This is a genomic window from Mesorhizobium sp. M0590 (assembly GCF_040320905.1).
GTDB lineage: Bacteria > Pseudomonadota > Alphaproteobacteria > Rhizobiales > Rhizobiaceae > Mesorhizobium.
Genome location: NZ_JAMYQN010000007.1, coordinates 196,287 through 221,764, shown reverse-complemented (window position 1 = coordinate 221,764; position 25,478 = coordinate 196,287). Strand labels below are relative to the sequence as shown.

Below are 25,478 nucleotides of genomic sequence, written 5' to 3'. Positions count from 1 at the left end.
CTCGTTCACTTGTTCGACCGAGGCCGCCTGTCGGTCGATGCGCTTTATGAGGTGGAACATTTCGCGCGGGAAAATGGCGTGTTGCCGAGCCAGGTCAGCAAGCTGATCAAAAAGAACGGCAACGACCGTCTGACCCTCACCAAGGCAGTGAAGAGCTGCGAGATCGGCATTGAAAAACCCGCCGCACTCTACAGCACGACGGGTCGATCGATGCGCCGAGCACGGGGGCGTGGGCGCTGGGGTGGGCTGTGCCCGGTGCGACCGATCGTAAAAAACGATACGTGCGCGGCTGCTTGGCGTCTACCAACCGCCAGTTGGGGACAATTTTCGTAGCCGGTTGGGGCGGACAATCATTGCAAATGTCCTCCTTTTACATACCGTTCACTAGTTCATCCCGACGGGCGCTAATTTTGATCACCAGTGACGGCCTTTCTGAAGCATGGGGGTTCCAAAAATCCCTTTCAACAGGCCGGTTTATACCCGTCCGATCCAGAGCTTCGCCAACGCGTTTTCGACCAGGTTTGGAGTGACGAGGTCGGCAGACGAACGCCGTGCGTCGCCAGGAAAGGAGCCGCGCTATTGTCGCCGATCTCGAACCTTGGCTGCGCGAGAAGCTCGGCCTGATCAGCCACAAGACAAAGCTCGCCGAGACGATCCGCTACACTCTCACGCGCTGGGAGGGCCTCTCGCGCTTCCTCGACGACGGTCGCATCGAGATTGACAGCAACACCGTCGAGCGGGACCGAACAATCGACGCCCGCCTGCAGCAGCTCCATGGCAGCGCTGTGCCTCAAAACATGGGGCGGCAAAGCGTTCGAAACGCAACCGGAAGGTGCCCATTGGTCCAAGCATGGCGTCGTCAGCAGCGTGAGAGTGGCGATATCCGTGTATGAGAGCAGAGTTGAAGGCACGGTCAAACACTAAAAAAGCCGGCGCCGTGTGGGCAAATTGGACGTCCATTGCCGCAGCAATTTCGGTCATGATGGGAGCAATTATGGCCGGGGCTATCTTTGCATCTCCCCCCTTCCCCTGGCCTCCAGAACCTGCGAAACTTCGCCATGCGGGCAACATATCACCATGGCGACAAATAAAAACCCCGACCGAAGCCAGACGGCTGTTCTGAGGCCTACCGCTTAACGCACATCCGCGGTTCCGCTGTGCCGCAGATTTCACCTATGCCGCAATCGAGATCGCGACTGCAGGGCGGCGGCATCTGCGGCGGCTCCAGCACGATGAAGGGCGTCATCACCTTTTCGCCGGGCGCAACCAGCTGCGGTGCTGCCGCTCCGGCGGGGCCAAGCGACCGGATATAGCGGTAGAGCGAGCGCACGTCGGTTTCGTCCATCTTGCGGAGATTGTACCAGGGCATTGGCGGCGCTGCGTCGAAAAAGCGGGCAATGCGCACGAACTCATCTTCGCCGTCGTCTGCCACCATGAGCCGCAGGTTGGCCGGATAGCTCGTCCCCCATGGACCCCGAAAACCGATGTTGCTGCCCTTGAGCGCCTTCTCCGGGTCGATCTTCCCGCCGCTTTCCCGATAACCCATGGTGTGACAGTCGTGGCAGCCGCCGGTAATCGAGACGTAGAGGCCGCGTTCGACCGAAGGTTCCTCGGCGCGGGCCGGGATGTGGGCGAGCGAGAAAAGCACGGCACTGCACAGCAAAACGATCGTGCGCATGGCATCCCCCGAAGCAAATGCGGAAGAGAGACTATCAAGCCTAGCATCACCCGGGCAAATGAAAAACCCCGGCCGGGGCCGGGGTTCTGAGTGAAACGTGGCGGCTCGTTATCTCACGCCAGCCGCACTGGATGGCTGGCTGAAGCGGATGGAGGTGGACAGCGGCCAACGTGCAGGGGTTCCCCACCGAAATGACGGAGCGGATGAAGGCTCTGGAGCGGGAGAACCGGGAGCTTCGGCAGGCCAATGAGATCCTGCGGAAAGCATCCGCTTATTTTGCCAAGGGGGAGCTCGACCGCCCGTTCAAAAAATGATCGCCTTCATTGATGATCATCGTGGCGACTACGGGATCGAGCCAATCTGCAGGGTTCTGCCGATTGCCCCGTCCACCTATCACGCGCGTGCGGCACAACACCACGATCCTTCCCGCCTGTCATTGCGGGCGAAACGGGATTTAGCTCTGAAGCCGGAGATCACAAGAGTGTTTGCAGAGAACTTCGCCGTCTATTGCGTGCGCAAGGTGTGGCGGCAATTGAAGCGCGAAGGCTTCGATGTGGCCCGCTGCACCATTGAACGATTGATGCGGGAGACCGGGCTGAACGGCGCCATCGGCGGCAGGCCGTTCAGAACCACGATCAGCGACAAGGCCGCGCCCGGTGACGTCGTGATCGGGCCGACTGGTGCGGTCAAGGTCATGGTGGCGACGAGGCCAGTCGACTTCCGGAATTACGTGGAGCGTCTGATTATGCGGAGTCCGCAGCGGCAATTGCTTGCCGCCTGCGGTATTTGAGCAGCGATCACTCGACATAATCTGCCGATCGGCTGACGGACTTCAGCACTGCCAGCAGCCTGGCGGGAGTGCGGAAGCGACCCGACTTGAGCGACGGTGGCGCCATCGCGGCAAGCGGTCGGCTCGGCCCGCAGGTAGATTTCAGTGCTTTGGAGGCTGGCGTGACCGAGCCAGAGCGAGACTTTGCGGACATCCCGGGTCGCCTGCAGCGTGTGCATGGCGCAGGTGTGCCGTCTATGTCGACCAAGACATAAGCGGCACACCGCCGCCGTGGAATTGCTGCAGGCGGGTGTCGATTGCTCGGTCATTGCCCTGTGGCTGGGCCATGAGACGATGGAAACGACGCTGATCTATCTTCACGCACATCTTGAGCTGAAGGAATCCGCACTCGCCAAGCTGAAGCCGTACGAACGCGCCAAAGCCGAGCGATTTCGACCAAACGACCGGCTTCTGGAATTCCTGAACGCCCTTTGAGCATGAGAACTATGCCGAGTGTCAACGACTGGCCTGCGGCCAAACGGCGGGAGAAGCACGCTCTGGCCGCCATGGTGAAAGAGGCACTCGGCATAGTTCGACGGTCGGCACAAACATGCAAACTTAACGGCATCGAGCCGCTCGGCTATCTCGCCGACGTCCTCACTAGGATCGTCAACGGCTATCCCAACAGCCGAATCGACGATCTCCTGCCATGGGCCTACGTCACCGCACCCAATCTCAAGGCCGTGATCTGAATTCGGGTGATACGCGGCCTCGCCAGTTCATTCGGCTAGTTCAAGACCCCCCTGAACTCGCTCCTCGATCGCCTTCAGGAAATGGTCGGACGTCGATGTCCATCCAAAGAGTATCTGCACGAGCGTGATCGAGGCATCATGATTGCTCCTTGAGGCGTCCCAGGAGATGGGCTCGCTAGTGCAATCCGTTAGCAGTATGCAGTGATAGTCCCTGAAGAAGGCATCCCGAATTGTCGACTCCACACACACGCTGGTCGTGCATCCTGTCACGATGAGGTGTTTGATGCCTGCGGTCTTCAGAACAGAATCGAGTTCGGTCTCGTAGAAACCGCTGAACCGCGTTTTGTAGAGGACGACATCCCCTGCCTCTGGCTTGAGGACGTTAACGATATCTGTTCCCCAGGTGTCGCGGATCAGAATCCGGCCCTCGCTACCGTCCGGGGCTGTCATGCTCTCACCGACCCCAAAGATCTGGAGATGTCGGATACGGTTGGGGGCGTCCGATGTCCCAAGGTCCGAGAGGTCGGAATAATACCCCATCTTCAGATAGACGATGGGCACTCTCAAATTGCGAGCGGCAGCTATTACACTTGCAGTAGGGTCGACAGCCCGTTGAATCCCGGAGATATCGATTCCGGCTCTGTCGAACATTCCACCTTTGGAGCCGAAGTCATTTTGCATGTCCACCACGAGAACTGCAGCGTTAGCGGGATCAATTGAAATAGGTTGAGGCTTCGCGTCTATGACAAGTGGCTGCATTTTTATCCTCCCACCAGCATGAGGGTCGCTCTTTGCGCCCTTGGTTATCATGATCGGCCACCTACATCGCGTCAACAAAAGGGAGAGCTACATCCTGCTTGGGAGCCCCAGGAACAGCGGTTATACTGCTGCGCGGGGCAATGAAGTCGATCGGCTGACGATGCCGGAGCGTGCCGGCTTGCTCCGTCGCGCAGCAGCGACGATCAAATCCTATTGTGACGACATCGGCTATTCCGGAACGCCAGCCAATGACACCGGCTCTGACGACGTCGTCCTTCGATCTGGAATCGATTGGGAGCATTGTCGAGATTTTTCCGGCCCTGAAGAGCGGAGATCGGCCAATGTCCGCTCTTACCCATTCCTGCCCGACAGTTTGCGCCCAAGCCATCGCGCTCATTGGCTAATCGCGGCACCGTTCACCGCCCGCACAGAACTCTTACTACTACCAAAAAGAATACGCCGTTAACCAGATTTTCTAACCCGCCAATGCTTAATCGCGAGACTGAATGGGTGAGGTGATCGGTGTCAAACATAAGGGCGTTTCCGCTATATCGGCGGCGGAAGTTGGTCGAGGGAGTTGCCCGCGTGCTGGAATCCAAGAACGGCGAGGAGGCGAATGCGTTCTGGCGCAGCACCGCCAAGACAATTCTCGTTCAGTTGTCCGAATCAGGAATTGCACCCGGGCGCGCCGAACAGGAAATTGGAACGCTTCTTCATGCCGTCTTACGCGAGATAGCCAGCCGGAGTGCTGCGAAACGCACACACTAGCGTCGACTCACGACGAATGATTGCCGCTTGCAGACTCTACTAGGCTTCGCACATGTTACTGCACTGCTCCCGTCGAATGCCAGGTTTCTCACCCCTCATTGCAATATGCGCAGCCGAACTGGCTCGGCCAAGCCGGTTTCGGCAAAAGGCAGGCAGCTAGCGCGGCTCCCGCCCAAAAACCGGTTTCGAATATTTCATTGTTTACTCCAGCTGGCACGTGCCCGGTGGCAGCCAGCTGGAAACCTGGCGGAGCCAACCAGTTGAGATCGTGAAACACTCCACTTACGCCAATGGTTACGCTCGCTGCCTATCGCCGCGCTGGCCCTAATCACCGTCCGTCGCGGTCTATAATGGGTCGGCTGGCTGCTCCGCGTCGCAATGCTGAATGCCGAAGGACTGGCGCGGCCATGGACGGGCAAGCGCAGGTCCTGATGCGATGTTTGGTGAATCCGGTTTGCTGGGCTTGCATTCCATGGTGGCTCTATTGGCTGGAATAAGCTTCTGGCGGGCAGTGTCCGTTCGAATGATGCTTTTGCGTTGCCTTGAGCGCAAGTTTTTGGCCAGCCAGCCAGCGCCTCCTCTTAAGCATGCTGCTGGTCAAGGCCCAGCGGCCTCTAGCTGCTAGTCCCCCCTCAACCAAGCCGCTGGGCCATACCCGCTAGAGCTAAGCGTGCTGTCTCGCACATTAGCAATCCCTTGCTTAAGCACGCTCCAGACTCGTTTCATGAAGCGGGGAATTGGAATTGGTGACGTGGTCGCAATCACCGCGACTGATCAGCGATCCGCCAAATTGGCGGCAAATCCATTGGAAAGCGCGCCAGACCGAAGCTATACCGCGCGGTTAGCCGGTCCCCATCGTCCTGCCACTCGACAGCGCTGGCAATAGAGCACCAGATTCCCGCTCCCTTCCACTTCCAGCGCCTTCAGGGTGAGATTCTTCATCCCGGCCTTGATTGCGCCCTGCCAGAATTCTTCCACGCCCTTGCGGTCATCGACGCGTTTGCCGTCGGGTGGCAGCAGGGCGGCATCGTCGGTATACATTTGACCTACCGCTGCTGCGTTTCCGCTGTTGAAGGCGTCCATGAATTTTACCAACGCCGCTTCGATCTCCTCACGAGCCGAGTGGGCGGCCGCAGACAATGCAGACGAAAGAAGCAGCACAGCAGCAAATGCAAATGACTGAACCAGTCTCATTTCGTCCTCCCTTGCGTGCCCGACATGCCCACCCGATGAATAGCGCCGACCCGAGGGCGCCGCGGCGTTCGATGGCCAGGCGCGGATTATATTAGACTTATCTGATATGACGGCGCAAGCGCAGCTGCGACCCTCTGAACGACCAGCGTAGCAGCTGCCGGAGAGCTTCAAAGCGGCGGCTACCGCCTCACTGCCCTCCTCGTCTCGACGAAAGAGTTCGTTCGAATGATGCTTTTCCGTGGCTTTGCTCGCAAGTTCCGTTACAGCCCGAAGGCGGGTGACAGATGGCGGCGTCAGCCTCTCCACCCCGAGCTACGATTTCACGCATTCGATCAGGCACAGCTCTCTCGGGCTAGCGCGCCAAGCATGAGTTAGCTCCCGAATGAGCAGGTGCCGCCCAGTTCAGCTTCGGCCCTTGCGCGCGCAAAGTATTGGGCGAGATCGATCGGCAGTCCGGTCGGCAAATTGGGGCAGCGATGGCGAGAATGAATGCCAGGAACTTCCCTTCGGTGCCGCTTCGTCGATCTGTTTGCCGAGAAGACGCGCGCGCTGCGTGCCGCCCCCCATACCGCAGAGAACTCACTTCAGGTCACACACACGACGCCACCGAGATCCTGCATCACTTTTCTACTCCGACGCCGCCACGTCACCAAGATCAGTCGCGAGCGTGATCGCGGCTATCAAATCGGGATCGCGCGCCGGAGCGCTCTATGAGTGAGCCCCGAACGGCGCGCTGCTCCTCGAGCAATCCGGCTCGACGTAAGGCGGGCCATCCGTGCCGGCCTCGTGACTAAGAGACGGGCGAATGGCGGTTCCTGGACTCACCTTTTTGTCTGAAGTCGCTTCCTTGAGCGGGTGGCGGAGTTCTTGCTTGATCGACTTCAGCACCGTTTTAGAATCGGTTTTCGGAAAATTTGTCTTGTGGCATCAATTTTCATGGAATAGAATCATTTTTCATAGGTTTTGGCCGACTAAACCAAAATTCGATGGAAGGATTCGCTTTTCATGCCTGCGGTGCAACAGCACCAATTTTCAGGTCCTGTTACCGTTTTTCAGGAAATCCGCCTTCCTGAAACGGCGACCCCGGCCGGGTACAGCGCCCTGATCGGAGCCTACAGGCTCGCCGCGCCCTTGCCCCGTAGGTTGTTCGCCACTGGCGAGCATCATCGCATTACCGAACGGGAAGGCTGGCGGATCATGACCCCCCGCCATGCCCCAAATCCTACCCTCGAAGGCCACCTGACCTTTGCGCTCAAGTACGAGGGACTGGACCTTGCCGTCCTCAAGCGGCTGTTCCAAGTGACCGGTCCCGCGCCGATCGAGGCGCTGGTACGTGAAAGCCCGACCGGCAGTTATGCCCGCCGCATCTGGTTTTTATATGAATGGCTGAGGGGCGCGCGTATCGATCTGCCGGACGCGGAGGCCGGACGATACATTCCGGTTGTCGATCCCGAGCTGCAGTGGCCCGGACCCGACAAGACCGCTTCGCGCTATCGCGTAAGGGACAATCTCCCCGGCACGCGTGAGTTCTGCCCTCTGGTGTTCCGCACCAAGATTCTCGAAAAATTCATCGGCCTTGAACTACCGCGGCGCGCGGAGGCAATCGTAGCGGACGTGCCGCGCGACCTCCTTGCTCGGACCGCCGCCTTTCTTTTGCTCAAAGACTCGCGATCAAGCTATGCGATCGAGGGCGAGCACCCGCCGCAAGATCGCATCCAGCGCTGGGGCCGCGCCATCGGCGAAGCCGGCCGCTGGCCGATCGATCGCGATGAGCTGCTGCGTCTGCAAAGAATTGTACTTGGTGACGCTCGTTTCGTAAGACTTGGCTTCCGAAAAGAAGGAGGTTTCGTCGGTGAGCATGACCGAGACAACGGCACGCCCTTGCCCGATCACATCAGCGCTCGGCCCGAGGACCTGCCGCGGCTAATCGATGGAATGGCGGCGTTCGATCAGGGCCCCGCGCAAAAGCTTGATGCAGTCGTAGCCGCCGCAATCCTCGCCTTCGGTTTTGTCTACATTCACCCGTTCGAGGACGGAAACGGCCGCATTCACCGCTACCTAATCCACCACGTCCTTGCCATGCGCGGCTTCAATCCGCCGGGAGTGGTCTTTCCCGTCTCGGCCGCGATCCTGGACCAGATCAACGAGTACAGGGGCGTGCTCGAGAGCTATTCGCAGCGCCTTCTGCCGTTGGTGGAATGGGAACCGACGCCGCAATTCAACGTCCGGGTGCTGAATGACACCGGTGATTTCTACCGGTTCTTCGATGCAACCCCGCACGCCGAATTCCTCTATGCTTGCGTTCAGCGGACGATCGAACGGGACCTTCCCGAGGAAACCGCATTTCTGCAGCGCTACGATCAGTTCCGGCAGCAGGTGGACGCCTTTATCGACATGCCCGAGCGGTTGACCGATCTGCTCTTCCGTTTTCTTCACCAGAATGATGGACATCTATCGAACCGCGCGCGCGAAAAGGAATTCGCCGCGCTGACCAGTGACGAGGCAGGAAGAATCGAGGCGATCTACGCGCAAACCTTTGGTGCCCATTGAAGGTGTGATCATCAGGATTGATTTTTAGTCCGACGGTTTGCGATTCCCTTGTCCCTGCCTTCATCTCCGACGCTTGACTTGTCGCCGAGACATGCACGATTTTTTCCGCACGGTCTGACCGGCCGCCGATCAGCCGCGGCCAGAACGCGCTTGACAAACCGGAGCCGTCCCGTCCAACCTCACGCATTCACCAGGGGAGTCCCGGCAAGGGGCTGAGATACTGCTGGCATTCGCGGCGCAGTGACCCGTTGAACCTGATCCAGTTCATACTGGCGTAGGGACGGTGCAAGCGCTTTGCGGGAGTTTACGCCCGAGGTCCTGTTTCAGCAGGTCGCTAGAAGCGTCTTTTCATCCTTCCGGCACAGAACTGGGTCTCCAATGCAACGAGCAAAGGAGCCTCAAGATGAATGCCCTCACCCCCGCCGTCTCGACGGGACCGCTGCCTGCCTCACGCAAAATCCACAAATCCGGTACCATCCACCCGCAGCTCAGGGTGCCGATGCGCGAAATCTCCGTCCATCCGACGGCAGGCGAGCCGCCGGTGACCGCTTACGATCCGTCCGGCCCCTATACCGACCCGACTGTCGAAACCAGCATCGAAAACGGCCTTGCACGGCTTCGCCATGAATGGGTCACCGCGCGCGGCGATGTCGAAGCCTATGACGGCCGCCACGTCCGGCCAGAAGACAATGGGTTTGCGGCGGGCGAGCGCCTAACACCGGAATTTCCAGTCCGCAACCGGCCACTCCGGGCCCAGACCGGCAAGGCGGTGACACAGCTTGCCTATGCGCGCGCTGGCATCATCACGCCCGAAATGGAGTTCGTCGCCATCCGCGAGAACCTTGGTCGCGAGATCCTGCACGGCAAGCTTGAGCGCGACGGCGAGGCCTTCGGCGCGGCGATCCCCGACTTCGTCACGCCTGAATTCGTGCGCGAAGAGGTAGCGCGCGGACGCGCGATCATTCCCGCCAACATCAATCATCCCGAGAGCGAGCCGATGATCATCGGCCGCAATTTCCTGGTGAAGATCAACGCCAATATCGGTAATTCCGCCGTCACCTCCTCGATGGCGGAAGAGGTCGAAAAAATGGTGTGGGCGATCCGCTGGGGCGCCGACACAGTGATGGACCTATCGACCGGCCGCAACATCCACAACATCCGCGAATGGATCGTGCGCAATGCGCCGGTGCCGATCGGCACTGTGCCGCTCTACCAGGCGCTCGAAAAGGTCGGCGGCATTGCCGAGGACCTGACCTGGGAAGTGTATCGCGACACGCTGGTCGAGCAGGCCGAACAGGGCGTCGACTATTTCACCATCCATGCCGGCGTGCGGCTGCACTACATCCCGCTGACCGTTGACCGGGTCACGGGTATCGTCTCGCGCGGCGGCTCCATCATGGCCAAATGGTGCCTGCACCATCACCGGGAGAGCTTCCTCTACGAGCGTTTCGCTGAAATCTGCGACATCTGCCGCGCCTATGATGTGTCCTTTTCGCTCGGCGACGGCCTTCGTCCCGGCTCGATTGCCGATGCCAACGACGCGGCGCAATTCGCCGAGCTGGAAACGCTCGGCGAGCTGACGCAGATCGCCTGGGCGAAAGATTGCCAGGTGATGATCGAGGGGCCCGGCCACGTGCCGATGCACAAGATCAAGGCGAACATGGACAAGCAGCTCGCCGTCTGTGGCGAGGCGCCGTTCTATACGCTTGGACCGCTGACGACCGACATCGCGCCGGGCTACGACCACATCACTTCCGGCATCGGCGCGGCGATGATCGGCTGGTTCGGAACGGCCATGCTCTGCTACGTCACGCCCAAGGAGCATCTCGGCCTTCCCGACCGCGATGACGTCAAGACCGGCGTGATCACCTACAAGATCGCAGCGCACGCGGCCGACCTGGCGAAGGGCCACCCGGCGGCGAAAGTCAGGGATGACGCCCTTTCCCGCGCGCGCTTCGAGTTCCGCTGGGAGGACCAGTTCAACCTGTCGCTCGACCCCGAAACCGCACGGTCCTTCCACGACCAGACCTTGCCCAAGGAGGCGCACAAGCTGGCGCATTTCTGCTCGATGTGCGGACCGAAATTCTGCTCGATGCGCATCTCTCACGACATCCGCGCCGAGGCACAGAAAGAGGGCATGGCGGCGATGGCGGCGAAATACCGCGAGGGCGGCGATCTCTACGTGCCAGCGGACGAGACCGGCGCACCGCTCACGCCTCAGCCAGGTAAGCCATCATGAAGGTGCTGATAAAGGGGGCCGGCGTCGCCGGCCTCACCGCCGCCTTCGAACTCGCCGCCCGCGGCGCGACGGTCACTGTCGCCGAGATCCGGCATGGCCTTGGAGGCAATGCGTCGTGGTTCGCCGGCGGCATGCTGGCGCCATGGTGCGAGCGTGAAAGCGCCGAGCAGCCGGTGCTGGACCTTGGACGTGACGCTGCCGACTGGTGGGATGCGGTGCTGCCGGGTCAGGTGACACGGGGCGGAACACTTGTCGTGGCCCCCCCGCGTGATGCCGGCGAGCTCGACCGCTTCGCCAGCCGCACGTCGGGCCATCGGCGTGTCGATGAAGACGAAATTGCGCTCCTGGAACCCGACCTCGCCGGCCGCTTCCGGCGCGGACTGCTCTTCCCAGATGAGGCTCATCTCGACCCGCGCCAGGCGATGGCAGCACTTCATGACAAGCTCGCAGCCATGGGTGTCAAATTCCACTTCGGCACCGACGCCCGGCATGTTTCCGGTTTCGATCGTCAGATCGACTGCCCGGGGATGGCCGCCGTCGATGACAGGCTTCGCGGCGTTCGCGGCGAAATGCTGATCCTAAACACGCCAGACTTCTCGCTGTCGCGCCCCGTCAGGATGCTGCATCCGCGCTTTCCACTCTATGCAGTGCCGCGCACCGACCACCGTTTCATGATCGGCGCGACGATGATTGAAAGCCAGTCCGCCCGACCAGTCACGGCGCGTTCGATGATGGAGCTTCTGGGTGCCGCCTATGCCCTTCATCCGGCCTTTGGCGAGGCCGAGATCGTTGAAGCCGGTGTCGGCGTCCGTCCAGCCTTTCCCGACAATTTGCCGCGCGTCGAAACGAACGGTGAGATCATCGCGATCAATGGGCTCTATCGTCACGGTTTTCTTCTCGCCCCCGCCATGGCGCGCCAGGCTGCCGACCTGGTTTTCAATCAAGACAGAACCAAGGAGCTTGCTCATGAAACTGATGGTCAACGGCGAAGCGCATGAGGTTGCCGCCACCACGCTGGCCGAGCTGCTTGCCGCGCTTGACTATGAGGGCGATTGGCTGGCGACCGCCGTCAACAGCGACCTCGTACATAAGGCCAACCGGGCAGAATTCCGGTTGAGCGATGGCGACCGGATTGAAATCCTCTCGCCCATGCAGGGAGGCTAGCATGTTCGACCTTCTCGGGACGACGCTTCCTTCTCGCCTGCTTCTGGGCACGGCTCAATACCCTTCGCCGGCCATCCTTGCCGACGCGGTCAAGGTGTCGGGCACCTCGGTGGTGACCGTCTCGTTGCGCCGTGAAATGGCAGGCGGCAGGGCTGGCGAAAAATTCTGGTCGTTGATCCGCTCGCTTGGTGTCAGAATCCTGCCCAACACTGCTGGCTGCCACTCCGTCAAGGAAGCGGTCACGACCGCACAAATGGCGCGCGAAGTCTTCGGCACGCCCTGGATCAAGCTCGAAGTGATCGGCAATCACGACACGCTGCAGCCGGACGTGTTCGGTCTGCTCGAAGCCGCCCGCATCCTGTGCGAGGACGGTTTTGCGGTGTTCCCGTATACTACCGACGACCTTGTCGTCGCCGAGCGGCTGCTTGCGGCGGGCTGCAAGGTCTTGATGCCCTGGTGCGCACCGATCGGTTCCGCCCTCGGGCCGGTCAACATCATGGCGCTGCGCTCGATGCGCGGACATTTCCCTGATGTCCCGCTGATCGTGGATGCTGGTCTCGGACGGCCATCGCACGCGGCAACAGTCATGGAGTTCGGCTTTGATGCTGTGCTCCTGAACACAGCGGTCGCCAAGGCGGCCGATCCGGTCGGCATGGCGTGTGCGTTCGGCAAGGCGGTCGAGGCCGGTCGAGAAGCTTTCAGCTCGGGGATGCTCGAACCCCGCGACGTCGCGGTGCCATCGACACCAACATTCGGCAGGGCGGTTTTCTCATGAAGCTCGATCCCTTCTACCTGATCGTCGACAGCGCCGCCTGGATCGAACGGCTGGTGCCACTTGGCGTCAAGCTGGTTCAGTTGCGCATCAAGGATAGGGACGAGACCACGCTGCGGACGGAAATCCGCCGCGCGAACGACGTCTGCGCGGTCCATGGTTGCCAACTGATCGTCAACGACTATTGGCGGCTCGCCATTGAGGAAGGCTGCGACTTCGTCCATCTCGGCCAAGAGGATTTGGCCGCGGCCGACCTGCTGGCGATTAAGTACGCCGGATTGAAGCTCGGGCTCAGCACGCACGATCATCTCGAACTGGAAACGGCGATCGCTGCCGAGCCCGACTATATCGCGCTCGGCCCTATCTATCCCACCATCCTGAAGCAGATGAAATGGGCGCCGCAAGGGCTCGAGCGGATGAGCGAGTGGAAGTATCGGGTGGCGCCGATCCCATTGGTCTCCATCGGCGGCCTCAACCCCGACCGGCTCGACGGTGTCTTCGAGGCTGGTGCGGACAGCGCGGCGGTGGTCACCGACATCACGTTGAATGCCGATCCCGAAGCGCGCACGCGAGAATGGATCGAAAAGACAAAGCCATGGCGCTGAGGCGAGAACCGCATGTGCTCGTGGTCGGCGGATCAGACTCCAGCGGTGGGGCTGGAATTGCACGTGATATCGAGACGATCTCTTCCATTGGCGTGCGCACCTGCCTGGCTGTCACAGCGCTGACGGTGCAGACGCACGAAGCCGTGATGGAAATCCATCCTTCGCAGCCCGATCTTGTGGCCGATCAGATGTGCGCCGCGCTGCAGGCCAACAAGGTGGCGGCAATTAAGATCGGCATGCTCGCAACGGCTGAGATCGTCGTTGCCATTGCCGGCGTGCTGCGCGAAAATCCGCAGGTGCCGGCAGTGCTCGATCCGGTGCTGGCCTCGAGCTCCGGCCGGGGGCTTCTGGAAGCAGGTGCCATCGCTGCCATGAGGCGCGATCTGATGCCGCTTTGCTGCCTTGTGACCCCCAATCTCCTCGAGCTGGCGCTCCTTGTTGGTGCGGAACCGCCAGCCGACGAGAGCGACGCGGTGAGACTGGGACGGAAATTGCTGGCAGCCGGCGTGCCGGGCCTGCTGATCAAAGGGGGCCACGCATCAGGACCTCGATCAACCGATATTCTGTTGCGTTCGGATCAAGAACCAATCCGCTTCGACGCACCTCGTCTTGTCGCATCAATGCGCGGGACGGGTTGCATGCTGGCTAGCGCGATTGCGGCGCATCTGGCGAAGGCGAAGCCGCTCGAAGACAGTGTGCGCGAAGGCAAGCGGCTTGTCTTGGCCATGTTTAAGAAGAATGCAGCAGACCGACGAAACTTGTAAGATTTTCCAACTCTCGAAAGACACGCCTGCCTCTCGCGGGTCCGGGCTGGTAATTTCCCTTCGTAATTCACCTCACTCGACAGGAGTAGTTTGACGGCCTCGCCAGGCGGCGACCGCGAGATCAACGATGGCGAGGCGGCCGTCGTGCGCCGTATCTAGTGCGTTGTGTGGCATCCTTTCCCCACATCCGACTGCGATCCTGGAATTCACCTTGGTCGCGAGCTCCTGCTAAACGACGCCCCTCGACGGGAGCGGTCGATCCCGCGTCTCGGCTGCGGCGGCGCTAGGCTGACGCTCCTTATGCCGTCCTGTTGAACCGGACTCGGGATCACGAACTGCTCCATGCGGCACTCGTTGACAAGCCTGCCGTGATATGAACAGGATTATACAGGCTCACTGAACAGGTACCATATGAAGCGGCGCTCGGTTCAACTGTCTCCCGGCACGGGCAAACCCGAACAGATCGCCACCGTTCTCGAACATGAAATCCGCTCCGGTGTTCTCGGCTTCGGCGACCGGCTGCAAAGCGAGAACAAGCTCGTCCAGCGTTTCTCCGTCAGCCGCAACACCGTCCGCAAAGGCCTCGAGGAACTGTCCAACCGCGGGCTGATCACCACCAAAGTCGGCATCGGCTCTTTCGTCACCTTCGATGGCAAGCCCGTTGATGACTCCATCGGTTGGTCGCGGGCGCTCGCCAACGCCGGCGCCAACGCCGAGACGCGGACGCTGCGGCTCGAGGTGATCGAGGACCCCGGTCTTGCCGCACTGCTTGGTATAGAAAACCCGTTTTTCATCGCTGTCGACCGGGTGCGCACCAATGCCAGCGACGGCCACGCCATCTCCATCGAGCGCAGCCGCCTGCCATTATCGCCGGAACTGGAGGATGTGCCGTTGCGCGGCCTGCGCGAAGGCTCGCTGCACCAGACGCTGCGCGGCGCGGGCCTCATTCCCGACCATGGCGAGGAATGGGTCGGCATCGAAATGCTCAACGCCGAGGACTCTGCAATCCTCGGTTGCCCGCAAGGCACGCCGTTCCTTCGCGGTCGCCGGTTGACCCGCGCCGCCGATGACCGGCCGATCGAATATGTGACCAGCCTGCTCAACCCGGCGCATTTTGCGCTGCATATGAGGTTCTGAGTGATGCCGGACGACAACACCGGGAATATGACTGATCGGGCCATGGGGGCGCTTGTCGGCGGGGCACTGGGGGATGCGCTGGGCATGCCGACGCAGCTTTTGTCGCCGGCCCGGATTGCCGAACTCTACGCCCATGTAGAGGGCTTCATTGCTCCTTTCGCCGACCATCCGGTGTCGAAGGGGCTTCCCGCTGGAACGATCACCGACGACACCGAACAGGCGCTTCTGCTTGGCCGTATCCTGGTCGAATCCGGTAACCGCTTCGATCATACGCGGTGGGTCAACGCGCTGCTCGACTGGGAGCGCGACGTCAAAGCGCGCGGCAGCTACGATCTGCTGGGACCATCGACCAAACGCGCCATCGACGCCATCAACAATGGCGTGCCGGCCGAGGAAGCGGGGCGCAGCGGCGACACAAATGGTGCGGCCATGCGCATTGCGCCGGTCGGCATCATGATGCCGCCAGAGCCGCTGGACGCGCTGGTCGCCAAAGTTGCCGAGACCTGCCGGGCCACGCACAACACCTCGATTGCCATTGCGGCCGCAGCCGCCGTTGCGGCGGCCGTCAGCCGCGGCGTCGCCGGCGGCGACTGGCGCGCCGCTTCCGACAGCGCCATCGCCGCGGCGAGGGGCGGAGCAACGCTCGGCCATTGGGTGACCGGCGGTGACATTGCCGCGCGCATTGGGTGGGCGCAGGAGCTTGTGCGCGGCAAGGCGACGAAGGACGCGATCCGGCTGATCACCGATCTGGTCGGCACCGGCGTCGCCAGTCAGGAGTCCATTCCGGCTGCATTCGCGGTGCTGGAAATCGCCGGCGGTGATCCCTGGCAAGCGGCGGTGATTAGTGCCAATCTCGGTGGCGACACCGATACGATCGGCGCCATCGCGACCGGCATGGCCGGCGCCTGCACCGGCTTTTCCCGATTGCCTCAGAACCGCATTGCTGACCTCAAGGGCATCGACATAGCGGCGGTTGGCGCGCTCACCGCCGACCTTGTTGCGGCCCGTATATCCAAGCGCCGTGCGGACAGGACCGGTCCCGGCAAGGATGCGGCGGCATGAGTGGGCGTCTCGTCCATGTCGGCAGCACGGTGGTCGACTATGTCTATCGCATCGACGCCTTGCCGGCGCCGGGTACGGAGAAGACGGCGTCGAGCTACACGCAAGTCGCCGGCGGCGGCTTCAACATGATGGCCGCGGCCAGCCGCACCGGCATGAAGGTGGTGTTCGGCGGCCAGCTCGGCAGCGGACCCAATGGCGACTTCCTGCGCACGGCCTTAGCCAGTGAGGGGATCGAGACACTGACGCCGCCATCGCCCGTCATGGACAGCGGCAATTGCGTCGCCATGATCAGCAGCGATGCCGAGCGCACCTTCGTCTCGTGGCCTGGTGCGGAGAGCTTGCTCAGCCTTGACATGATGGCGCCCGTCTCGGTCGCACCGGGGGATTGGGTGTTCACCTCCGGCTATACGCTTAGCTATCCGGGAAGCCGAGACGCGCTTGTCGACTGGATCGAGGCACTTCCGGCCGACACACCGCTTGTCCTCGACCCGACACCTGTCGTCGTCGACATTCCCCGCCCTATCCTGTCGCGGATACTCGCCCGCACCAACTGGTTGAGCTGCAACACGACGGAAGCGGCCGCGATTGCCGGTCCGGGCGGCGTCGAGACACTCGCGTCACGGCTTCTTAGCGACCACTCCCCGAAGGCCGTCGGCGTCGTTATTCGCGCCGGAGCGAAAGGCTGCCACATACGGCTGGCCGATGGCTCGGCGCAAACGAGTGCCGGCTTCAAGGTCGACGCCATCGACACCAATGGCGCCGGCGACACCCATATCGGCGCTTTCGTGAGTGCGCTGGCGCGCGGCGTGCCGCCTTTTGAAGCAGCGCGCTACGCCAATGCGGCGGCGGCCATTTCCGTCACCCGCCACGGTGGTTCATCAGCGCCGACCGACCACGAGATCCAGACATTCCTAAGCCATGCCGGCGGTCCGCCGATCGGCCTCCATGGCCGGAAGCAAGAGGCCAAACGCCCGACAGCCTGACAAAGCCCGGGAAGCGGGCAAACACAGAGAGGAACGAACATGCGCATGCCCGACTTGACTGCCCTGCTGACGGCGACCGCCGTCTTCACCTCCGCACTCGCATTTGCCGCCAAGGCCGACGAGGTGCACGTACTCAACTGGAAGGGCTACGGCGCCGACGAGCCGTGGGCCATCGAAGCCTTCGAGAAGGCGACCGGCAACAAGGTCGTCAACGATTTTTTCAATTCCGAACAGGAGATGCTGACCAAGCTCAGGACCAATCCCGGCCTTTACGATGTCGTCATGATCAACGCCGCCTTCAACGACCAGGCGATGGCGGAAAAGCTGATCCAGCCGATCGACACGTCCAAGCTGCCGAACTTTCCCGACATCAGCAAGGACAAGGCCGGATCGCCGATGCTCGTCCATGACGGCAAGGTCTATGGCGTGCCGTGGGTCTGGGGGCTGACGGCGCTCGCCATCAATGAAAAATCCTTCGATAAGCCGCCGACGAGCATCGCCGAAATGTGGGATCCCGCTCACAAAGGCCGCGTCACCATCCGTGATGATGCCGTCGAGGCGGTTCAGTTCGGCGCCATTGCCACCGGCCAGAACATCAACGACATCAAGGATATCGAGGCGGTCAAGGCGAAGCTCACCTCGCTGATGCCGCAGATCAAGACGTTCTGGAGCTCGGAGAACGACTGGAACCAGATGGCTGCCTCTAACCAGATCGACATCGGCACCTATTGGAGCGGCTCGGCCGACCGCGCCAAGACCCATTTCAAGCTGCCGGTCGCGCTCGTGATCCCGCAGGAGGGCGCTGTCGCCTGGCTCGACGCCTTCTCCATTCCGGTCGGTTCCAAGAATGTCGCCGGCGCCGAGGCCTTCATCAACTACATGATCGACCCGAAGTTCTATGTCGAATGGGTCACCAAGGTCGGAGCCCCGGTATCCGCCAACACCAAGGCTGTAGAAGCACTTCCCGGGGATGCGTTCAACCGCAAGGTGATGGGTGACCCGGCAGTCGCCAAGCGCATTCAGTTCCAGGCGCCGATCACAGACGCCCAGCGCGAAACCTATCTGTCGCTCTGGCAGCAGCTCAAGGTCGACGTGAAGTAACAGCAGAAGCCGGGATCAGCCGACCATCCATGTCGGCTGATGCTTTCCCATCCTGGGAGGTGGATGTCATGGCAGCACAGGTTGCGGCCGCGTCGCGCAGCGGATTGAGATCGGCCTTGCCACTGCTGGCGCCTGCCTATCTCTGGCTGACGGTTGCGATCTTCCTGCCGCTCTCAGCCATGGTCTTCTTCTCCTTCATGACCGACCTGCCGCTGTCGGGAAAGCCGTGGGCGTTCACGCTCGAAAACTATGCCGCCTTCTTTTCACAAAGCCTTTATCTGACATTGCTTTTGGCCTCGCTGCGCCTCGGCCTCGAGGTGACGCTGTGGTGCATCGTCATCGGTTATCCCGCCGCTTATGTGCTGGCCAAGGTGCTGAAAGGCCGCAGCCGAGAGGCGATTTTCCTTCTCGTCATCCTGCCGTTCTGGTCGAATGGGCTTGTGCGCATCTTCTCCTGGGCGATGGTGCTGCGTGAAGGAGGCATTCTCGACACCGCGCTCAACGCCGTGCTGCCGTTCAAGATCAACATCGACCTGATGTATTCTTATCCGGCGGTCATCATCGGGCTGGTGCACTCCTACGTGCCTTACATGGTGCTGACCTGCTACTTGACCCTGCAGGCCATCGATGACTCGCTGATAGAGGCCGGGCGCTCGCTCGGTGCCTCGCGGCTGCAGGTGCTGAATCGGGTCATCATTCCGCTGTCGTTGCCGGGGCTGGTGGCGGGCGCAGCGCTCATCTTCGTCCCGGTTGTTGGTTCGTTCATGGAACCGCGCATCCTCGGCGGCCGTACCGGCACCTTTTACGGCACTGTCATCGAGGACCAGTTCGTCGCAGTGTTCAACTGGCCGCTGGGTGCTGCGCTCTCCTTTATCCTGTTGGCCGTCGTGCTGGTCATCCTGGCGGTTGCCTCGCCGGTGCTGCGGAGGGCTACGTGATGGCGACGACACGTGTTCTCGAATGGCTCGGCCGCCTCTACATCTGGCTATTGCTCGCCTTCCTCTATGTGCCCATCGTCATCATGGCCCTGATGTCTTTCAACGTTTCGCCCTTCTACCAGCTGCCGTTCGAGTGGACGACGGAATGGTATGTCTCGCTGTGGCAGAACGCCCAGCTTATCTCAGCCACCTGGAACAGCGTCGAAATCGCAGTCATCAGCACCATCATCTGCGTCGTGCTTGGCTCGGCCGCGTCACTTGCGCTCTACCGCTATGAGTTTCGCGGCAAGAAATTCCTGCAGGCGCTGCTGTTTCCGCCAATCGCCATTCCGTGGCTGATAACCGGCACGGCGATGTTGATCTTCTTCTTCGGCGTCGGCATTGGGCGCGGCCTGTTCGCCATCCTGCTCGGGCACGTCGCGCTTGCGCTGCCCTACGTCATTGTCGTCGTGTCGGCCCGACTGCAGACCTTCGCGCCCGAGTTGGAAGAGGCGGCGCGCTCGCTCGGCGCCAATCAATGGCAGGTGACGAACCGCGTCACGCTGCCCTGGATCATGCCGGGCGTCATTGCCGGCGGGCTGTTCGCCTTCGCCGTGTCCTTCGACCAGTTCGTCGTATCCTACTTCCTGTCGACGCCCGGCCAGACGACGCTGCCGGTCGAAATCTACGCCGCGATCCGCAAGGGATTCACACCCGAGATCAATGCGGTCTCGACGATCATCATTGTCGTGTCGATGGCACTGATGCTGCTGACGGCGCGCTTCTTCAAATTCGGCGGAGAGAAATAATGGCTGGCGTCCAAGTAGCGAACGTGTCGCGCGCTTTCGGTGCCCATAAGGCGCTGGACGATGTCTCCATCGATTTCGCCGATGGCGGCTTCTATGCCCTGCTCGGGCCGTCAGGCAGCGGCAAGACCACGCTGCTGCGACAAATCGCGGGCTTCGACTTTCCCGATTCCGGCCGCATCACCATAGGTGGTGAGAGCGTCGAGCGGGTGCCGGTCGAAAAACGGCGCATCGGCATGGTGTTCCAGAACTACGCCCTGTTTCCCAACATGAGTGTTGCCGGCAATGTCGCCTTCGGCCTGTCGGTACGCGGCGAGCCCAAGGCAGTGATTGCCAGCGAGGTACAGCGCGCACTCGACCTCGTGCAACTCGGCAGGCTCGGCGGCCGCCGGCCGCACCAGCTGTCCGGCGGCCAGCGCCAACGGGTTGCGCTCGCTCGCGCGATCGTCATCCGGCCGCGCGTGCTGTTGCTTGACGAGCCACTCGGCGCGCTGGACAAGGCGCTGCGCGTCGACATGCAGATCGAGCTCAAGCGCATCCAGCGCGAGATCGGCATCACCACCATCTTCGTCACCCACGACCAGGAAGAAGCGCTGACGATGAGCGACCGCATCGGCATTCTGCGCGATGGCAAGCTGGTGCAGGAAGGCTCGCCCGAGGAGATCTACGATCGGCCGAAGAGCGAGTTTGCCGCCACTTTCCTGGGCGACGCCAACATCCTTCGCGGCGACAGCACGGGCAACGGCATCCGACTGCCGGACGGCACAGCGATTGCCGCTGGCGCGGGTGCCAAGCTTGCCGCTGGTGCCAAGGCAAGCTGCGCCGTGCGGCCCGAACGCCTCCGCATCTTCATTGATGCCGAGGCTCCGGATGCGGCCAATGCGAATGTGCTGCGAGGGCAAGTGTCCAAACGCATCTTCGCCGGAAATAGCAGCACTTACTTTGTCGAGCGTGCCGGCCAGACACTCAAGGTGATTGTGCAGAACACCGGCGCTGGCAGGCTGGCGGAAGGTCAGGACGTCGTGCTGAGCTGGTCGCCAGAAAGCACGGTCTTGATCGCGGCGGGTTAGATTGACAATCACCGTCGATTTTGTCGTCGGCGTTGCCGCGGTGGCCTATCCGGGCAAGGGTGGCGGATTTACCAAGACGCTGCTTCGCGGCCGCACCTCTCGCGTCGTGGTGACGATGGGCATGCCTTCCTTCTTTACCGGCTCTGGTTCCTCGGCCACGGCATTGCCGGCATGGGGCGCAGCATCTTCGGCGCATTCATGCACGGCTCGACCTCAGCGCGGCAGATCGACGGCGAAGCCGATGGGCCTTCCGAGCCCTCTATGGCGTTATAGGTCTTGGCACCGTCGGCCCTTAGCGGAGCATGACGGAAAAGGCTGAAACGCCCCCCTTTTCGCCGCAGCTCAGCCGCTTTCCATCGAAGGGCTTTCAAGGTGGTAGGCGCGTGAGCCCGTTCCTAGTCCGAAATGATTACTTGCGCTGTAGCTAATGTAATTACAATCTTATCAAGCCGGAAGCCGCATCGACCGGCCAAGCGCGAGTACCGTCTCCGCCACTGTCTCAAGACAGCCGACGACATTTTTTGCGGTGCGCTCTAAGGGGGAAATTCAATGAGATTGACGATTATTTGTGCGGCAATTGTGATTGCCGGATCCACCGCCACCGTTGCGCACGAGAAGAAGATGGTGGTCAGAACAGAAGTCACGTCAGCCTGCCCCGACTTGTCAGGCACGGTCAAGAAAAAGAGGGGAACAGATTTGGATTGCCGTTCAACCGGAACTGTCTCCAGCGCGGTCCCGAAAGACAAATCGGAGCCGCGCCTAGGCTATGAAACGGTTAGTCCCGGATCATATCAATCTTTTAGCTCACAACCGGCTACGAAGGCGAGCGCCGGCATGATGCGCTGCCCCTCCCCGTGCGATTGTTCCTTCGATCGGCGACAGCAACGAACGAGCTGTGAAGCGGTACTGCCCCAAGCGGATGTTGTATCACCGTCTTGGTCTGTCGGATGACGAGATGAGGCCGGCGCCAGCTAGGAACCTGCGAACTGCGATGCGAACATCCTGCTGCTGTCCAACCAGAAGATGTCCGCCAGTGTCGTAGACGACCAGTTTGGGCCTTGAACGGCCCTCCACTCCGGTAACAACAGGCAACTGCAATATGGAACAGTCGCCTGGCCCTCTGCATAGCCCTTCAGATGCGTCTTTGATTATTGCTTGAGGAACGCGCCCGTGTAGGTCTGGCCGGCAAGCGTAACGGTTCCGGCCAGGGCCCCGTCGGGCCGCATGACAAAACTGACGTCCGCGCCATTCGGTAAGCGCTCAAGCTTCAACGTGCTCCCTACAATTCTTCCAGCGCCGGCGGCCTCTCCCGGATAGTTGTCGCCCAGATTTCCCCACGCATAGGTGACCGTCACCTTTCCATTGGAAGAAATCGTCTGAACGGCAAGTTTGGCGTCATAGATCCCGTCCAATTGTCCGGCCCATAGACCCGAAAAAGCAGCATACTTTGTTGGAACGCCCTTGCCAGGGGGAGTGACCGCCACGGATTGATCTAAGATCGCTGAGCCGGAAGGAACAGCGCCAGGATCCAAGGCAGGTTGTGAAGGAATACTATCAGGTTCTAACGCAGGTTCGAGAGTGGCGGGTTACGGCGTTTCAGGAGCCGATTGGCACGCGGCTAAAGCAAGCGCCGCGAAGCCAAGCATTGCGTTGCACATGCGGTGTGCCATCTTCTGGTGCCCCGGGCCATCTTTGAGTCTAGCGCGGGCCGACCTTATCACGCGTTTTCACAACCTGTGTCTAGGCAAGGTATGTCGTACGACGGCGGCTCGTCGAAAAGGAGCCTTTGGTGCCGTTCAGATCACAAAGTTGATGGCTGACGCTGACCGCTAGCTGACGATGCTTTGCCAACGTTGGCGATCTGACAGTTGCTGGGCCCATCATTCTTTACCGCGACCTCGGCGGCGAAGCATTGCGGTCGACCGCTTGACGGATCGATACGGTCGGGGTCGGGATGCGCATTTGCGCGTTCACTGCTGGAAGCGCGAATTGGCAGTCTGAAGCTTGCACCGGTTGAGCTATCCCGAGGGATCTCCTGATTCATCCGCCGAGATATTTGTCTCAAATATTCTCCGGCGTGACTATTTCGAAAGGTATGGACCGCTGAAGCGTAGCGAACGGTGCTTGTGGTCCCATGACATCAATCATTGTCTGCACAAGAAGTGCAGAGATCGCCTCCAGCGGATGACAAAGGGCTGCGGTGATCAACCCTTCAGATAATCCCTTTCGGGTCTCGGGGCCAATGTCACGGCAAACCAACTTGATCCCCGACCGCCTTTCGGAAGGAACCTCCCTCAGTGCGCGAAGTACACCGGTTATTCCGCCGCCGACGATCAGAATTCCCACAAGATCGTCAGTCGCCTTCAGCAACTCGGCCACCATTCGGTAAGCCTCGCTCGATTCCTCGTGGGTGGGGCGACTTTCCTCCACCGTGAGCCTTGGAGCGTGCTCGCGCAAGTAGGAGCGAAAGCTAGCGTCTGCGACGTCTTGGCATTGATACCGATGATTCCCTATGAAAACCGCAATGCGACCAGGACCATGGGTCGTTTGGGTAATCAGGAAGGCTGCAGTGCGCCCCAGTTTCCAGTTGTCGGTGCCCACATACGCCGCCCGTTCCGGCGCTGATTGGTCCGTAATGTAAGAAACGACTGGTTTCCCCATCTCCTTCAATGAACGGATGGCCTGACCAATGATCGGGTGATCTGCGGCGACCACCGCGACGGCATCGCATGCGTCGCCGAGTGCGATGAGGCGGCTCGAGATAGTCTCTGGCGTCAGCAGATCCACAAAGTCGACGACAGGTTCAATCACCTCGTCCCGACGATCGCGACAGGCGCCGACGATTTTCTTCCCGAACAGCTGGTAGAGGTCGCGGGTGGACTGCTGGAGCAGGAAACCTAATCGGTACTGGGGCGATAGCTGACGGGCCCGGTTATCAATCGCTCCGATAGCGTAAAACCCTATTTCTTCCGCCGCGCTTTGGACGCGTTGAACGGTTTTCGGGCGTACGGAAACGGTCCCACTCAGAATTCTGTTTACAGTCGCTGTAGATACGCCTGCCGCGGTAGCGAGATCGCGAATTGTCGGCCGTTTCATGAATGTTAACCCTCTTTTGTATCATCATGATTGAAGCTAAATGATACAAATGTCATTTTGATATTATTTTCGACTTCTACAAATATCAACCCTCCGATATAAAACGTGCCGAGCAAGGGCTCAATTTGATGATGAGCCCCGGGGCGACTGGACCCGCAAGCACACGACTGATCCGGGCAAGGAGGTGCTGTTACGATGGATGACCTTCAGTATGGAACACGCGACAAACGCGGCAATTGGGCACCGCACCGCCGTGCAGAGCCGGCGCCGTTGTGGCATTGTCCGTTCAATGCAAAAAAGGTGGTTGCCTGGATTCCCGATTTTTTTTGGCCATGGAACGCTTTCCACATCGCCACAGCGATCCTTTGGGTCAACCTGCTCATCCCGAGCTGGCAGAGCCTCGCAAGCTTGTCGCTACTCAACTATTTCTGGCTATACGGTCTGAACGCCGCCGGCATTTTCCTGTTTTATGGTTTCTTCGAGCTGCGCTACTACGTTCATCGCCGGCAGGGGACGCGCTTCAAATACAATGCGAAATTTCCGTCTGATGTGCCGTCCGACGTTTTCTGGTTCCAGCGCCAGAACCTAGACAATTTCCTGCGGTCTTTCTTTGTGACCATCCCGCTGTGGACCGTGGTCGAGATCATGATGCTGTGGGTCTATGCCAACAGCTGGGCGGCCTGGCTGCCCTGGACAACCAATTGGCTCTACTTGTCCTTCCTGGTGTTGATCGGACCGTTTGTGCACGAGGTTTATTTCTTTCTGCTGCATCGCGCGATCCATTGGCCACCCCTTTATAAATGGGTGCATTCGGTCCACCACAACTCGATCAACCCGAGCCCGTGGTCGTCTCTGTCCATGCATCCGGTCGAGGGTTTCCTGTACCATGCCGAGGCTTGGCTGCACTTATTGATCCCATCCAACCCGGTCTGTGCCTATTTCACGCTGCACGGCGCCGGTTTCGGCGCAGTCAACGGCCATCTTGGCTTCGAGACATTCGAACTCACCGACAAGATGAATCTCGATAGCCATTCCTACGTGCATTACCTGCACCATAAGTACTTCGAGGTGAACTACGGCGGTGATGGCCTCGTGCCCCTCGATAAGCTGTTCGGTACTTGGCACGACGGTAGCAAGGAAGCCGACGACGCGATGAAGACGCGCTTCCTCAAAAAGAAGGAAAGGCGGCGCGCCAAGCAGGAAGCCCGCGGCGCGGCCTCTGACATGCCGGCAGAGTGACGGAACGACACCGTCCCGCATGTGCCTGAGAGGAGCGGGCGGGCGGGACAGTA

22 protein-coding genes, 4 pseudogenes, 1 riboswitch and 1 other annotated feature are annotated in these 25,478 nt (G+C 60.7%); of the genes and pseudogenes, 21 read left to right on the top strand and 5 right to left on the bottom strand.

All coding sequences use genetic code 11. The features are described 5' to 3' along the window. Positions 1-9: 9 nt before the first annotated feature. Positions 10-333 (top strand): DUF3606 domain-containing protein, encoded by a 324-nt coding sequence (locus tag NKI52_RS14565; protein WP_023679193.1) that lies wholly within the window; start codon positions 10-12, stop codon positions 331-333. A gap of 199 nt (positions 334-532) precedes the next feature. After that, positions 533-740: pseudogene (locus NKI52_RS14560) on the top strand (IS66 family transposase); the annotation flags it as partial. Positions 741-1,126: 386 nt separating this feature from the next. Here NKI52_RS14560 and NKI52_RS14555 read toward each other — a convergent pair. Next, positions 1,127-1,678, bottom strand: a complete 552-nt coding sequence (locus NKI52_RS14555; RefSeq protein WP_023679195.1) for a hypothetical protein — start codon at positions 1,676-1,678, stop codon at positions 1,127-1,129. Positions 1,679-1,826: 148 nt separating this feature from the next. Between NKI52_RS14555 and NKI52_RS14550 the strand changes: the two are divergent. From NKI52_RS14550 to NKI52_RS14540, 3 pseudogenes are all read left to right on the top strand, one after another. Continuing rightward, a pseudogene (locus NKI52_RS14550) lies at positions 1,827-2,333 on the top strand (IS3 family transposase); the annotation flags it as partial. Beyond that, positions 1,947-2,063 (top strand) — a sequence feature (AL1L pseudoknot). It overlaps the preceding pseudogene by 117 nt. Before the next feature lie 390 nt (positions 2,334-2,723). After that, a pseudogene (locus tag NKI52_RS14545) lies at positions 2,724-2,942 on the top strand (tyrosine-type recombinase/integrase); the annotation flags it as partial. 110 nt (positions 2,943-3,052) lie between these two features. Then, positions 3,053-3,199: pseudogene (locus tag NKI52_RS14540) on the top strand (transposase domain-containing protein); the annotation flags it as partial. Between the two features lie 27 nt (positions 3,200-3,226). Here NKI52_RS14540 and NKI52_RS14535 read toward each other — a convergent pair. Further along, positions 3,227-4,009, bottom strand: coding sequence for a cysteine hydrolase family protein (locus NKI52_RS14535; protein ID WP_352698356.1), 783 nt, complete (start codon positions 4,007-4,009; stop codon positions 3,227-3,229). Between the two features lie 471 nt (positions 4,010-4,480). On the opposite strand from NKI52_RS14535, the gene NKI52_RS14530 reads away from it, so the two are divergent. Further along, a complete protein-coding gene (locus NKI52_RS14530; protein WP_084641544.1) occupies positions 4,481-4,726 on the top strand; it encodes a DUF6074 family protein in 246 nt (81 codons plus the stop codon). A gap of 828 nt (positions 4,727-5,554) precedes the next feature. Here NKI52_RS14530 and NKI52_RS14525 read toward each other — a convergent pair. After that, the gene (locus NKI52_RS14525) at positions 5,555-5,920 is read right to left on the bottom strand and encodes a YybH family protein (RefSeq protein ID WP_352698354.1); all 366 of its coding nucleotides are present in this window, start codon (positions 5,918-5,920) and stop codon (positions 5,555-5,557) included. Between the two features lie 1,005 nt (positions 5,921-6,925). Here NKI52_RS14525 and NKI52_RS14520 point away from each other — a divergent pair. The 14 genes from NKI52_RS14520 to NKI52_RS14455 all read left to right on the top strand — a co-directional run bounded on the left by NKI52_RS14520 (position 6,926) and on the right by NKI52_RS14455 (position 21,090). Then, positions 6,926-8,470 (top strand): Fic family protein, encoded by a 1,545-nt coding sequence (locus NKI52_RS14520; RefSeq protein ID WP_023679202.1) that lies wholly within the window; start codon positions 6,926-6,928, stop codon positions 8,468-8,470. A gap of 182 nt (positions 8,471-8,652) precedes the next feature. Continuing rightward, positions 8,653-8,769: riboswitch (TPP riboswitch) on the top strand. 104 nt (positions 8,770-8,873) lie between these two features. Next, entirely contained in the window at positions 8,874-10,709 is a 1,836-nt protein-coding gene (gene thiC, locus NKI52_RS14515) for a phosphomethylpyrimidine synthase ThiC (protein WP_352698353.1), read from the top strand. After that, complete coding sequence (gene thiO, locus NKI52_RS14510) at positions 10,706-11,707, top strand: glycine oxidase ThiO (RefSeq protein ID WP_352644411.1); 1,002 nt, start codon at positions 10,706-10,708, stop codon at positions 11,705-11,707. The genes thiC and thiO overlap by 4 nt, the downstream gene beginning before the upstream one ends. After that, positions 11,676-11,873 carry a sulfur carrier protein ThiS gene (gene thiS / locus NKI52_RS14505; RefSeq protein WP_126104944.1) on the top strand — a complete coding sequence of 66 codons (198 nt, stop codon included), beginning with the start codon at positions 11,676-11,678 and terminating at the stop codon, positions 11,871-11,873. Before thiO ends, thiS begins: the two co-directional genes overlap by 32 nt. 1 nt (position 11,874) lies before the next feature. Continuing rightward, complete coding sequence (locus NKI52_RS14500) at positions 11,875-12,648, top strand: thiazole synthase (RefSeq protein WP_352644413.1); 774 nt, start codon at positions 11,875-11,877, stop codon at positions 12,646-12,648. Beyond that, on the top strand, positions 12,645-13,250 hold the full coding sequence (locus tag NKI52_RS14495) for a thiamine phosphate synthase (RefSeq protein ID WP_023679207.1): 606 nt from the start codon (positions 12,645-12,647) through the stop codon (positions 13,248-13,250). The genes NKI52_RS14500 and NKI52_RS14495 overlap by 4 nt, the downstream gene beginning before the upstream one ends. Beyond that, the gene (locus NKI52_RS14490; protein WP_023679208.1) at positions 13,241-14,014 is read left to right on the top strand and encodes a hydroxymethylpyrimidine/phosphomethylpyrimidine kinase; all 774 of its coding nucleotides are present in this window, start codon (positions 13,241-13,243) and stop codon (positions 14,012-14,014) included. Before NKI52_RS14495 ends, NKI52_RS14490 begins: the two co-directional genes overlap by 10 nt. 411 nt (positions 14,015-14,425) lie before the next feature. After that, entirely contained in the window at positions 14,426-15,151 is a 726-nt protein-coding gene (locus NKI52_RS14485; RefSeq protein ID WP_023679209.1) for a GntR family transcriptional regulator, read from the top strand. A gap of 27 nt (positions 15,152-15,178) precedes the next feature. Next, a complete protein-coding gene (locus tag NKI52_RS14480; RefSeq protein WP_352644415.1) occupies positions 15,179-16,213 on the top strand; it encodes an ADP-ribosylglycohydrolase family protein in 1,035 nt (344 codons plus the stop codon). After that, positions 16,210-17,196, top strand: a complete 987-nt coding sequence (locus NKI52_RS14475; RefSeq protein ID WP_023674321.1) for a PfkB family carbohydrate kinase — start codon at positions 16,210-16,212, stop codon at positions 17,194-17,196. The genes NKI52_RS14480 and NKI52_RS14475 overlap by 4 nt, the downstream gene beginning before the upstream one ends. A 39-nt stretch (positions 17,197-17,235) precedes the next feature. After that, entirely contained in the window at positions 17,236-18,297 is a 1,062-nt protein-coding gene (locus NKI52_RS14470) for an ABC transporter substrate-binding protein (protein WP_031211132.1), read from the top strand. A 68-nt stretch (positions 18,298-18,365) separates the two neighbouring features. Continuing rightward, the gene (locus NKI52_RS14465) at positions 18,366-19,235 is read left to right on the top strand and encodes an ABC transporter permease (RefSeq protein ID WP_031211130.1); all 870 of its coding nucleotides are present in this window, start codon (positions 18,366-18,368) and stop codon (positions 19,233-19,235) included. Continuing rightward, a complete protein-coding gene (locus tag NKI52_RS14460; RefSeq protein WP_023674318.1) occupies positions 19,235-20,023 on the top strand; it encodes an ABC transporter permease in 789 nt (262 codons plus the stop codon). The genes NKI52_RS14465 and NKI52_RS14460 overlap by 1 nt, the downstream gene beginning before the upstream one ends. After that, entirely contained in the window at positions 20,023-21,090 is a 1,068-nt protein-coding gene (locus NKI52_RS14455; RefSeq protein WP_352571235.1) for an ABC transporter ATP-binding protein, read from the top strand. The genes NKI52_RS14460 and NKI52_RS14455 overlap by 1 nt, the downstream gene beginning before the upstream one ends. 1,148 nt (positions 21,091-22,238) lie before the next feature. Here NKI52_RS14455 and NKI52_RS14450 read toward each other — a convergent pair. Next, the gene (locus tag NKI52_RS14450; protein WP_023674314.1) at positions 22,239-22,502 is read right to left on the bottom strand and encodes a hypothetical protein; all 264 of its coding nucleotides are present in this window, start codon (positions 22,500-22,502) and stop codon (positions 22,239-22,241) included. Positions 22,503-23,151: 649 nt separating this feature from the next. Then, entirely contained in the window at positions 23,152-24,186 is a 1,035-nt protein-coding gene (locus tag NKI52_RS14445; protein ID WP_023674313.1) for a LacI family DNA-binding transcriptional regulator, read from the bottom strand. 195 nt (positions 24,187-24,381) lie between these two features. On the opposite strand from NKI52_RS14445, the gene NKI52_RS14440 reads away from it, so the two are divergent. Then, positions 24,382-25,425, top strand: a complete 1,044-nt coding sequence (locus NKI52_RS14440) for a sterol desaturase family protein (RefSeq protein WP_023674312.1) — start codon at positions 24,382-24,384, stop codon at positions 25,423-25,425. The last annotated feature ends 53 nt before the right edge of the window (positions 25,426-25,478 follow it).

Excerpts from the sequence above, each read along its gene's own strand:
- NKI52_RS14555 (WP_023679195.1), bottom strand. The coding sequence starts at position 1,678 with ATGCGCACGATCGTTTTGCTGTGCAGTGCCGTGCTTTTCTCGCTCGCC.
- NKI52_RS14535 (WP_352698356.1), bottom strand. The coding sequence starts at position 4,009 with ATGATAACCAAGGGCGCAAAGAGCGACCCTCATGCTGGTGGGAGGATA.
- NKI52_RS14525 (WP_352698354.1), bottom strand. The coding sequence starts at position 5,920 with ATGAGACTGGTTCAGTCATTTGCATTTGCTGCTGTGCTGCTTCTTTCG.
- NKI52_RS14520 (WP_023679202.1), top strand. The coding sequence starts at position 6,926 with ATGCCTGCGGTGCAACAGCACCAATTTTCAGGTCCTGTTACCGTTTTT.
- thiC (WP_352698353.1), top strand. The coding sequence starts at position 8,874 with ATGAATGCCCTCACCCCCGCCGTCTCGACGGGACCGCTGCCTGCCTCA.
- thiO (WP_352644411.1), top strand. The coding sequence starts at position 10,706 with ATGAAGGTGCTGATAAAGGGGGCCGGCGTCGCCGGCCTCACCGCCGCC.
- thiS (WP_126104944.1), top strand. The coding sequence starts at position 11,676 with ATGAAACTGATGGTCAACGGCGAAGCGCATGAGGTTGCCGCCACCACG.
- NKI52_RS14500 (WP_352644413.1), top strand. The coding sequence starts at position 11,875 with ATGTTCGACCTTCTCGGGACGACGCTTCCTTCTCGCCTGCTTCTGGGC.
- NKI52_RS14495 (WP_023679207.1), top strand. The coding sequence starts at position 12,645 with ATGAAGCTCGATCCCTTCTACCTGATCGTCGACAGCGCCGCCTGGATC.
- NKI52_RS14490 (WP_023679208.1), top strand. The coding sequence starts at position 13,241 with ATGGCGCTGAGGCGAGAACCGCATGTGCTCGTGGTCGGCGGATCAGAC.
- NKI52_RS14485 (WP_023679209.1), top strand. The coding sequence starts at position 14,426 with ATGAAGCGGCGCTCGGTTCAACTGTCTCCCGGCACGGGCAAACCCGAA.
- NKI52_RS14480 (WP_352644415.1), top strand. The coding sequence starts at position 15,179 with ATGACTGATCGGGCCATGGGGGCGCTTGTCGGCGGGGCACTGGGGGAT.
- NKI52_RS14475 (WP_023674321.1), top strand. The coding sequence starts at position 16,210 with ATGAGTGGGCGTCTCGTCCATGTCGGCAGCACGGTGGTCGACTATGTC.
- NKI52_RS14470 (WP_031211132.1), top strand. The coding sequence starts at position 17,236 with ATGCGCATGCCCGACTTGACTGCCCTGCTGACGGCGACCGCCGTCTTC.
- NKI52_RS14465 (WP_031211130.1), top strand. The coding sequence starts at position 18,366 with ATGGCAGCACAGGTTGCGGCCGCGTCGCGCAGCGGATTGAGATCGGCC.
- NKI52_RS14460 (WP_023674318.1), top strand. The coding sequence starts at position 19,235 with ATGGCGACGACACGTGTTCTCGAATGGCTCGGCCGCCTCTACATCTGG.
- NKI52_RS14455 (WP_352571235.1), top strand. The coding sequence starts at position 20,023 with ATGGCTGGCGTCCAAGTAGCGAACGTGTCGCGCGCTTTCGGTGCCCAT.
- NKI52_RS14445 (WP_023674313.1), bottom strand. The coding sequence starts at position 24,186 with ATGAAACGGCCGACAATTCGCGATCTCGCTACCGCGGCAGGCGTATCT.
- NKI52_RS14440 (WP_023674312.1), top strand. The coding sequence starts at position 24,382 with ATGGATGACCTTCAGTATGGAACACGCGACAAACGCGGCAATTGGGCA.